The organism is Alicyclobacillus sp. CIJ1 (assembly GCF_057538885.1).
Window position 1 is genome coordinate 105794 of record NZ_BAAJPH010000137.1, and the last position, 9771, is coordinate 115564.

Sequence of the window (9771 nt, forward strand, 5' to 3'; positions counted from 1 at the left end):
CGGCGCCTCAAAGCCCCCAAGGGGGAGAGGAAAGGATTGCAGAACAAGTGGCTTGAACTCCAAGGGTTGCTCAATCTTCAGTTCCACGATATCAACCTGCTCAAGCAGGCCTTCACGCACGCCTCGTACCGCAATGAGCATCGAAAGCTGCACGTGGAGGACAACGAGCGCCTCGAGTTTTTGGGCGACGCAGTCCTCGAGCTTGTCGTGAGCGACTTTTTATACCGCACGTACCCCAAGATGCCCGAGGGCGAGCTCACGCGCATGCGCGCGGCCATCGTCTGCGAGGCGTCGCTGGTCCGCTTCGCGAAGCGGCTGTCGTTTGATCAGTACATTCGCCTCGGCCGGGGCGAAGAGCGCAGCGGCGGACGATCTCGCCCAGCTCTCCTGGCCGACGTGTTCGAAGCGTTCCTCGGGGCACTGTACCTCGATCAGGGTCTGGAGGCCGTTCGCCAGTTCGTCCACGCGCACATGGTGCCGTATCTCCCCGACGTGTCCGCTGGTCTGGACTACAAGACCGCGCTGCAGGAGCTTGTGCAGCAGCGCCACCAGACACCTGTTCGGTACGTCATCGTGGAAGAGCGTGGACCCGCGCATGCGCGCGAATTCGTCGTTCAGGTGGAACTGGGCGGTGAAGTTCGCGGCGTCGGAATCGGCCGTTCCAAGAAGGAGGCGGAGCAGCAGGCGGCGGCGATGGCCCTGGCCTCGCTCTCCGAAGAACGCTCGGAGGAGCGTGTCAACGGTGTATCTCAAACAGATTGACATCCTCGGGTTCAAGTCGTTTGCCGACAAGACCCAGATGATCCTTTCTCCCGGCATCACGGCCATCGTGGGCCCGAACGGCAGCGGCAAGAGCAACATCGCCGATGCGCTCCGCTGGGTCTTGGGCGAGCAGAGCGTTCGAAACCTTCGCGGCAGCAAGATGGAGGACGTGATCTTCGCGGGCAGCGAGCTGCGCAAGGCGACGAACTTCTGTGAAGTGTCCATCACGCTTGACAACACGGACCATCACCTGCCGGTGACGTTCGAGGAGGTGACCATCACCCGGCGCGCGTTCCGCTCGGGCGAGAGCGAATATTGGATCAATCGCCAGCCTTGTCGGCTGAAGGACATCCACGAGCTATTCATGGACACCGGACTCGGGCGCGAGGCGTATTCCATCATCGGGCAAGGCAAAATTGAGGAAATGTTGTCCACGCGGCCGGAGGATCGGCGGGGGCCGTTCGAGGACGCGGCCGGGATCGTGAAGTTCAAGCACCGTCGCAAAGAGGCGGAGCGAAAGTTGGAAGAGACGGCGGCGAATCTGGTGCGGGTCGACGACATCCTCGCGGAACTCGAGGCTCAGCTTGGTCCGCTCGCGGAGGCGCGGCGGATTGCAGAGCGATATCAAGCGTTGTCGGACGAAATCGAGGAGATGGAGATTGCCCTGCTCGTCGTCGAGATCGACCGGCTGCACGAGCGGTACGTGCAGTTGAAGAACCAGGTGGCTCGCGAGGAGGCTGCGCGTAACGAGGCCCAGGCGCGCATGCGCCAAGGCGAGGAGGCGTGGAAGGCGCGGCGGCAGGCGCTTGCCGAGGCCACGGCGCGGCTCGAGTCGCTGCAGCAGCAGTACGTCGAGGTGGTCGAGGCCCGGCAAAAGGCAGAAGGGTCGCTCGCGCTGGCGGAGGAGCGACTCGCAGCCCTGGCGCAGCGAGCGGAAGACAGGCGGCGGCGCAGGGACGAGCTGGCGCGCGATCTCGCCGAACTCGACGCCGCCATGGAGGCGGTTGCGCGGGCCGAGGCGGAGGCCGCCGCGGCGCTCGGGGAGCGACAACACCTGCTCGCGGACGCGCGCCAGCGGGCAGACGACGCCAGGAGGTTCGAGTTGGCGGACGAGATCGACCGCCTGAGCGGGGAACTGATCGATGCGAATCACCGCGCGGCCACGCTTCGCAACGAGTGGAAGACGCTCGAGGAGAAGCTTCAGGCGGGCGCGACGCGGCACGAGCGGTTTGAGGAAGAAGCGGCGCGCATTCGAGCGGAGCGGGACCGCATCGAGGCCGAAAGGCAAGCGCGTGCGGAGCGGGCGGAGGAGACGCGGCGCGAGCTGGAGGAACTCGAGCGGCAATTGGCCGCATTGGAGGCCGAGCGTGAGCGGGCGGCGGCTGAGGAGGCGCAGGCCGTATCCGCGTGGCATCGCCTGCAGGCGGATGTGCAAGGACTGTCAAGCCGCCTGGAACTGCTGCGCGATCTCGAGGCGGGTTACGACGGATACGCGCACGGTGTGCGCATGGTGCTTCAGCAAGCCAGGCGCGGGGCGCTCAAGGGGGTGTGCGGCTCCGTCGCCGAGCTGATTCGCGTGGATCGGACGTACGAGCTGGCCGTGGAGACAGCTTTGGGCGGCGCGCTGCAGAACGTGGTCGTCGAGACGGAGCAGGACGCGATGGATGCGATTCGCCTATTGAAGGCGCGCCAGGGCGGTCGGGCGACGTTCATCCCGCTTGACGTCGTTCGGTCGCGCCGCATGGAGGAAGGGCTCGTGTCGCGCGCGGCGCAAGAGCCCGGTTTCCTTGGGCTCGCGAGCGATCTCGTCTCGTTCGACGAGCGCTTCCGCCACGCCATTGAACACCTGCTTGGAAACGTGGTCATCGCCCAGGATCTCGAGCGCGCGAGCCGCATCGCGCGGACGTTGAACCACCGCTTTCGCGTGGTGACGCTGGAAGGCGATGTCATCGCGCCGGGCGGCCTCATGACCGGGGGTCACGTGAATCGCAAGGGGCCGGGACTGCTCGGCCGCCAACGCGAGCGCGAGGATTTGGAAGGGAAGCTCAAGGCGCTCGAGGCGGAGCGAGCGCGCCTGAGCGCTCGCCAGAAGGAGCTTCGGGCGCGCGTCGTCGAACTCGGGCGCGAACGGGATCGCCTCGAGGCGGAGCGAGCGGTGCGCCTGGGTCGTCTGAAGCAATTCGACGACGAGGACCGGCAGTCGGACTTTCAGCTCAAGACGTTGACTGAGCGCATGGAAGCCCTCGACTGGGAACGCGAGACGCTGGCCGCGGATCGCTCACAGATCGAACGGCGTCAAGCGGAGGTCCGGGACTTGCTGGCGGAAGCGGAGGCCGAGGTGGCCCGGATCACGGCCGCCATCGCGGACCGCCGAGATCGCCTTGCAGCCCTGGAATCGGAGCTCGCGGAGGCGAAGGAACGGCTCACGGGGCTTCGGATTGAGGTGGCGACGCTCGAGCAGGAGCGGGAGAATCTGGCGCAGCGGATGAGCGAGTTGCGCGAGCGAAAGGACCGGCTCGAGCGCGCCTATGCGGAGATGCGCCAGGAGCAGACACGCGATGATGCGGAGGCTGCGCGCCTTGCCGCAGTGCGCGAATCGGAGCGCGCCGGGGCCTTGCGCCTGGCGGAGGAACTGGATGCGCTCGAACAGGCGCTGGCCGCGGCCCGTCAAGCGCGACAGGAACTGGAGGCCGAAGCTCGCGAGCTCGAGGACGAGGTGCGGCGCAAGCGGCGAATCGCCGAGGAGCAGGAGGCCGCTCTGCAGCGCGCGCTTGTCGCCGTGGAGCGCGCGGATGCCGATCTCTCCCACGCGCTCGCGAAGATGGGCGAGCAATTCGGCATGACCTACGAGTGGGCGAAGGAGCGGTATCCTCTTCAGGGCACTGTGGCCGAGACGGAACGGCGGCTCGAGTCGTTCCGGCGGGAGCGCGCTTCGCTCGGCGACGTGAACCTCGGCGCCATCGAGGAGCATGAGCGGCTGTCGGAGCGGGTCCGCTTCCTCACGGAACAGCGTGACGATCTTGTCGCAGCTCGAGAGCAGCTCGAGCAGCTGATCGACGAGATCGATCAAGAAATGGCAGAACGGTTCATGGAGACGTTTCAGCAGATCCGCGCCGAGTTCGGCAAGGCGTTTCACAGCCTGTTTCAAGGAGGCGAGGCGGATCTGGTCTTGACGAACCCGGCGGACCCCCTCACCACCGGCATCGAAGTGGTGGCGAAGCCTCCTGGAAAGAAATTGCAGAACCTCAACCTTCTCTCCGGGGGCGAGCGCGCGCTCACGGCGATGGCGCTCTTGTTCGCCATCCTGCGCGTTCGACCGGTCCCGTTCTGTGTGTTGGACGAGGTCGAGGCGGCGCTCGACGAGGCCAACGTGGCTCGCTTCGCGCACGAGCTTCGCCTGCTCGCCGCCGACACGCAGTTCATCGTCATCACGCACAGGCGCGGTACGATGGAGGAGGCGGACGCGCTGTACGGCGTGACCATGCCCGAACGCGGGGTGTCGTCGCTGGTGAGTGTGCGTTTAAGCGACGAGATCGACTATGAAACGGCGTAGGCGGATGAGTCTTTGCGAAGGGAGATAAGTCCTTGGGGCTGTTCGATCGATTTCGAAAGGGACTTGAGAAGTCGCGCGCGGCGATGGCCGACAGGCTCTTGTCGGTGTTCCGCGGCCGAAGGTTGGATGACTCCGTATTCGAGGAGATGGAGGAGACGCTCATCCTGTCTGACGTCGGCGTGGATACCGCCGTGGAGCTGGTGGAGGCCATCCGGCGCGAGGCGCGCAGGCGGCGCATCGAGCGGGCGGAAGACCTGCCCGACGTCATGGTCGACGTCATGGTGGAGTTTTTAGGTCCGCCCGCAGAGATGGCGGAGAACCCGGACGGCCCAACGGTGGTGCTCGTGGTGGGCGTCAACGGCGCCGGGAAGACGACGACGATTGGCAAGCTCGCGCATGCGTACAAGAGCCAGGGCAAACGCGTCATCCTCGCGGCCGCCGACACCTTCCGGGCTGCGGCCATCGAGCAGTTGATGGTGTGGGGTGAGCGCGTCGGCGTTGACGTCGTGCGCCATGCGCAGGGTTCGGATCCCGCCGCTGTGGTGTACGACGCCATTCAGGCGGCGAAGGCCCGGCGATGCGATCTCGTCCTCTGCGATACGGCAGGCCGGCTGCAGAACAAGGCGCACCTGATGAACGAGCTTGCCAAGATCCGCAAGGTCGCGGAACGCGAACTCCCGGGCGCCCCACACGAGGTGCTTCTGGTGATTGACGGCACCACCGGGCAGAACGGCCTCGTGCAGGCGCGCGTGTTCAAGGAGGTCGTACAGGTCACCGGCATTGTGGTGACCAAGCTCGACGGCACGGCCAAGGGCGGCATCGTGTTCCCCATCGTCCGGGAGGAAGGGATCCCGGTCAAGTGGATCGGGCTCGGGGAAGGCATGGACGATCTTCAGCCTTTCGATCCACGGATGTTCGCGGAAGCGATCTGCCGCCCTGAGACACGGGTGTAAAGGAGATTTGCTTGACAGTGACTGAAAACCCGGATAGTATGAGAGACGTCACGCGCGTGGGCGATCTGTACGCCTTTTACGAGCCGCTTCTCACGGAGCGTCAGCGGCAGATTGTGGAACTTTACCACTTCGAGGATATGTCTCTCGGCGAGATCGCCGAGATCTTATCCATCAGCCGGCAGGCGGTTCACGATCAGCTTCGCCGCGTCGAAGATCAACTCGAGTCGTACGAAGCGGCGCTTCACCTCCGGGAACTCGCGCGGGCCGAGCGGAAGGCATGGGAGCAGATGGTGTCTGCGTGGCGCGAGGCGGCGGCGTACGTTCCCGAAGAAGTGAGGCGTCGCATGGACGATGCGATGCGCGCCATGGGGGCCACGGTTTCGATTCTGTTGGGAGGTGATGCGGATGTTCGAAAGCCTGTCGAATAACCTGCAGGCGGTCTTCCAGCGTCTGCGCGGTCGGGGCCGCTTGACCGAGGCTGACGTCGACGAGGCGATGCGCGAAATTCGCCGCGCGCTCCTCGCTGCGGACGTGAACGTCAAGGTCGTGCGGGATTTCGTCGACCGCGTGCGTGCTCGCGCGGTGGGGCAGGACGTGCTGAAGAGCCTGACGCCCGGCCAGCAAGTTGTGAAGATCGTCTATGAGGAATTGACGGAACTCATGGGCGGATCGCAGGCTCGCATCCGCATGGCATCGAAGCCTCCCACCATTGTGATGCTTGTTGGCCTCCAGGGCGCCGGCAAGACGACCACAGCTGCAAAACTCGCGCTCGCTTTCCGCCAGCAGAACCACCGGCCGCTGCTCGTGGCCGCCGACGTCTATCGCCCTGCGGCGGTCGACCAGTTGAAGGTGTTGGGCGAGCAGATCGATGTTCCTGTCTTTTCCTTCGATGGGGCGGGTGCGGTCGAGATCGCGCAGGCGGCCTTGCGCGACGCGGAGCGGCGTGGTGCTGACGTGGTCATCGTGGACACCGCGGGGCGTCTGCACATCGATGAGGCGCTCATGGGCGAACTCGAGGCGATGAAGAAGGTCCTCGAACCCCATGAGATCCTTCTGGTGGTCGACGCGATGACGGGGCAGGACGCGGTGCACGTCGCGGAGGCGTTCCATCAGCGGCTGGAGGTCACCGGCGTCATCCTCACCAAGCTCGACGGCGACGCGCGCGGTGGCGCCGCGTTGACCGTTCGCGCGGCCACAGGCTGTCCCATCAAGTTCGTCGGCATGGGCGAGAAGATCGAGCCTCTGGAGCCGTTCCATCCGGAGCGCATGGCGTCGCGCATTTTGGGAATGGGCGACGTCCTGAGCTTGATCGAGCGGGCGCAGGAGCGAATCGACCTCGAAAAGGCGAAAGAGATGGAGGCGCGGATGCGATCCGCGAACTTCACGCTCGACGACTTTCAGGAGATGTTCCGCCAGGTTCGCAATCTTGGACCGCTCGATCAGATCCTCAAGATGCTGCCGGGGATGAATCGGGTCAAGGGGCTCGAAAACCTGGATTTGAATGACCGACGCTTTCGCCGGTTGGAAGCCATCATCTCGTCGATGACACCCGAGGAGCGCCGAGATCCCGGCATTTTGAACGCGAGCCGCCGGCGCCGGATCGCCAACGGCAGCGGTACGACGGTGCGCGACGTGAACCAGTTGATCAATCAGTTCGAGCAGGTTCGTGAGATGATGAAGCATCTGACAGGTGGTGGGAAACGCGTGGGTCGCCGCCAGGCGATGAACGCGCTTCGGGCGATGGGAGGCGTCCCTGGACTCACCGGGGGTGGGTTCCCTGCACTCGGTGGCGCCGAGGGCGGGCCGCCGCGTGAACGCGTGCATCGCAAGAAAAAGAAGAAGTGAAATGGATTTAGGAGGTCGATGTTTTCATGGCATTGAGGATTCGTTTGAAGAGGATGGGTGCGAAGAAGCGCCCCTTTTATCGTGTCGTGGTGGCTGAGGCCCGTTCACCGCGCGACGGGCGTTTTGTGGAAGAGATCGGAACATACAACCCGTTAACGGATCCGGCGGAAATTCGAATCGATGAGGAGCGCGCGCTTCATTGGCTCCGCACGGGGGCGCAGCCGTCCGATCGCGTCCGCTATCTGTTCCACCTCCAGGGCATCCTGAAGAAATTTCATGAGGAGAAATTCCAGAAGAAGTAATCTGCGGGCGGCCGTGTGCCGCCCTTCGGAGTGATCGGTCCGTGCAGGATTTGGTAGAGTTCTTGTTCCGGTCATTGGTCACGCGCCCGGATGAGGTGCGCGTGGAGGCTCGCCAGGAGGGCGACGTGACCACGTATCGGGTCACGGTGCACCCCGACGACGTGGGCCGCGTCATCGGGCGGCAGGGTCGGATTGCCAACGCTGTGCGGAGCGTGGTGGGCGCGGCGGCGCATCGTCAGGGGCGGCGCGTCCACGTCCTCATCGGATCGCAAGAAAGCAGTTTCAACGAGGATGCGGGGAGATCGCAATGAAAATTCGACAGCCGGTAGCCGTCAAGTTCATCTTGACCGAAACAGCGAAACAGCAGATTATCGCCGAACATCGTCGGCAAATTGACCAAATTCAGAACGAACTCGAACAACTGGAGCAGCAGGGGAAGATCGCGATCGAACAGGCGATGGCCCAGGGAGGCGAGATCGCCCAGCAGGTTCGCCAACAGCTGGAGAACGAGCGCCGGGTGCGAGAGCAGCGGCGAGAAGAGTTGTTCCGGCAGATGCAGCAGATTCAGCAGCTGGAGCTCGGCACGGAAATTCAAAATATGACGGTTGAAACGGTAGTCGATGTCAAGCCGGGCGACGATTGGACGAAGGTGTTGCTCGGGGCGGAGATTATCGTGAAAGACGGGATTGTCGTCGAACTCCGCCAAAATGGGCAGCGGATCGAAGGGTGACCGCGTACTACACCGTGGGTGTGGTCACCAAGCCGCATGGGCTTCGCGGCGAAGTGCGCGTGTATCCGCGGACGGACTTCCCTGAGGAGCGATTTTCCCCGGGATCTCGGCTGTGGCTGCGCCCGCCGGGTTCGGAACCGATAGCTGAACTCGAAGTGCGAAGCGGCCGGCAACACCAAAATCTATGGATTGTCGGATTCAAGGGCTATCACGCGATCTCGGACGTCGAATCGTGGCGCGGCTATGAGCTGTGCGTCCCGGAGGACATGCTTCACCCGCTCCCCGAGGGGGCGTATTACTATCATCAACTGGTTGGCCTCGAAGTGATTTCAGACGAGGGCGAACCGCTCGGCGTGCTGGCCGAAGTCTGGACCCCCGGCGCCAACGATGTGTACGTCGTGCGAAAGCCGGGGCAGCCAGACCTATTGCTTCCAGCGATACGGGACGTCATCTTGTCGGTAGACCTGGAAGCGCGCCGCATGACGGTCCATCTTCTGCCGGGCCTTCGGGATGGCGAGGAGGACGAGTGACGTGCCGCTCCATGTTGTGGTCATGACGCTCTTTCCCGGCATGTTCACGGGCGTGCTCGGCGAGAGCATGTTGAAACGCGCCCAGGAAGCGGGAGCGCTGCGCGTGGAACTCGTCGATTTTCGCGAATACGCGACGGATCGCCATCGCACGGTAGACGATGCGCCTTACGGTGGGGGAGCCGGCATGTTGTTGAAGCCCGATCCCATCTTTGCGGCCATGGACGATCTGCGGGCGCGTGTGGGTCCGGGCAGCCCGCCGGAGGAGCGCATCATCTTGCTTAGCCCGTCGGGGCGGCGTTTTACGCAGGCTGTCGCGGAGGAATACGCGAAGAGCCAACGACTCGTCTTGCTGTGTGGACACTATGAGGGCTTCGACGATCGCGTCCGGCAAGGGCTCGCCACCGAGGAATTGTCGTTGGGAGACTTTGTGCTGACGGGCGGCGAGATCGCCGCCATGGCGGTCATCGACGCCGTAGCGCGGCTGCTTCCGGGCGTTCTTGGGAATGCGGCTTCGGCGGAGGAGGAGTCCCACACGTCGGGCTTGCTCGAGTATCCGCAGTTCACGCGGCCCGCTGAATTTCGCGGCATGCGCGTTCCGGAGACGCTGTTGTCCGGGCACCACCAGAAGATCGAGGTCTGGCGGCGGAAGCATGCGTTATATCGCACGTGGAAATATCGTCCGGATCTTCTCCAAAATGCTCAGTTGACTGAGCGAGATCGCGAATGGCTGCGAGCCTTTGCGGCCGGGGATTTTTCGGGGATCGATGTGTGGTGAACCCGGCTGTATAACAAAGCCCCAGCAGGCGCAAGAGATAAGGCTGTATCCCGATGACGGCGCCTGCCGAGGCTGTGATACCGTACGATCCGTCGAGCGTCGACGTGAGGGCTGGAGCCCAATCGGACGGGATCGTGAGTATGAATCGGGGAGCCCTTGGGCATCGTTTGAATAGACATCCCCCTTGACACAGAGGGGGAGGCGGTGATAGTATCATTCTCGCCGCCCGCGAGGCGGCAGGAAATTCGCGCGGTGGCGCGGGAATCGCTCCTTGAAAACTAAACACACGAGACCACCAAGCCCGTAAGTCCTTGTGACCGA

At 63.9% G+C, this 9771-nt stretch carries 10 protein-coding genes; all 10 read left to right on the forward strand.

The features are described from left to right. Positions 1 to 36 precede the first annotated feature (36 nt). The 10 genes from rnc to trmD are packed head-to-tail and all read left to right on the forward strand — an operon-like array spanning position 37 to position 9450. The gene (gene rnc, locus AC27E8_RS12940; protein WP_014464095.1) at positions 37 to 762 is read left to right on the forward strand and encodes a ribonuclease III; all 726 of its coding nucleotides are present in this window, start codon (positions 37 to 39) and stop codon (positions 760 to 762) included. Then, positions 743 to 4315 carry a chromosome segregation protein SMC gene (gene smc, locus AC27E8_RS12945; RefSeq protein ID WP_487099682.1) on the forward strand — a complete coding sequence of 1191 codons (3573 nt, stop codon included), beginning with the start codon at positions 743 to 745 and terminating at the stop codon, positions 4313 to 4315. Before rnc ends, smc begins: the two co-directional genes overlap by 20 nt. A 32-nt stretch (positions 4316 to 4347) precedes the next feature. After that, positions 4348 to 5268: a signal recognition particle-docking protein FtsY gene (gene ftsY / locus AC27E8_RS12950; RefSeq protein WP_487099683.1), complete on the forward strand. Its 921-nt coding sequence runs from the start codon at positions 4348 to 4350 to the stop codon at positions 5266 to 5268. A gap of 17 nt (positions 5269 to 5285) precedes the next feature. Next, a complete protein-coding gene (gene ylxM, locus AC27E8_RS12955) occupies positions 5286 to 5696 on the forward strand; it encodes a YlxM family DNA-binding protein (RefSeq protein ID WP_487099692.1) in 411 nt (136 codons plus the stop codon). Next, on the forward strand, positions 5674 to 7113 hold the full coding sequence (gene ffh / locus AC27E8_RS12960) for a signal recognition particle protein (RefSeq protein WP_487099684.1): 1440 nt from the start codon (positions 5674 to 5676) through the stop codon (positions 7111 to 7113). The genes ylxM and ffh overlap by 23 nt, the downstream gene beginning before the upstream one ends. 26 nt (positions 7114 to 7139) lie before the next feature. Beyond that, complete coding sequence (gene rpsP / locus AC27E8_RS12965) at positions 7140 to 7415, forward strand: 30S ribosomal protein S16 (RefSeq protein WP_012810708.1); 276 nt, start codon at positions 7140 to 7142, stop codon at positions 7413 to 7415. A gap of 41 nt (positions 7416 to 7456) precedes the next feature. Continuing rightward, the gene (locus AC27E8_RS12970; RefSeq protein ID WP_014464101.1) at positions 7457 to 7726 is read left to right on the forward strand and encodes a KH domain-containing protein; all 270 of its coding nucleotides are present in this window, start codon (positions 7457 to 7459) and stop codon (positions 7724 to 7726) included. Further along, positions 7723 to 8145 carry a YlqD family protein gene (locus AC27E8_RS12975; protein ID WP_487099685.1) on the forward strand — a complete coding sequence of 141 codons (423 nt, stop codon included), beginning with the start codon at positions 7723 to 7725 and terminating at the stop codon, positions 8143 to 8145. The genes AC27E8_RS12970 and AC27E8_RS12975 overlap by 4 nt, the downstream gene beginning before the upstream one ends. Next, positions 8142 to 8675 carry a ribosome maturation factor RimM gene (gene rimM, locus AC27E8_RS12980; protein WP_487099686.1) on the forward strand — a complete coding sequence of 178 codons (534 nt, stop codon included), beginning with the start codon at positions 8142 to 8144 and terminating at the stop codon, positions 8673 to 8675. Before AC27E8_RS12975 ends, rimM begins: the two co-directional genes overlap by 4 nt. After that, the gene (gene trmD, locus AC27E8_RS12985; RefSeq protein ID WP_487099687.1) at positions 8656 to 9450 is read left to right on the forward strand and encodes a tRNA (guanosine(37)-N1)-methyltransferase TrmD; all 795 of its coding nucleotides are present in this window, start codon (positions 8656 to 8658) and stop codon (positions 9448 to 9450) included. Before rimM ends, trmD begins: the two co-directional genes overlap by 20 nt. The last annotated feature ends 321 nt before the right edge of the window (positions 9451 to 9771 follow it).

Bases quoted from the DNA above. Each gene is read 5' to 3' on its own strand.
- trmD (WP_487099687.1), top strand. From the start codon at position 8,656: ATGGCGAGGAGGACGAGTGACGTGCCGCTCCATGTTGTGGTCATGACG.
- AC27E8_RS12975 (WP_487099685.1), top strand. From the start codon at position 7,723: ATGAAAATTCGACAGCCGGTAGCCGTCAAGTTCATCTTGACCGAAACA.
- rpsP (WP_012810708.1), top strand. From the start codon at position 7,140: ATGGCATTGAGGATTCGTTTGAAGAGGATGGGTGCGAAGAAGCGCCCC.
- ffh (WP_487099684.1), top strand. From the start codon at position 5,674: ATGTTCGAAAGCCTGTCGAATAACCTGCAGGCGGTCTTCCAGCGTCTG.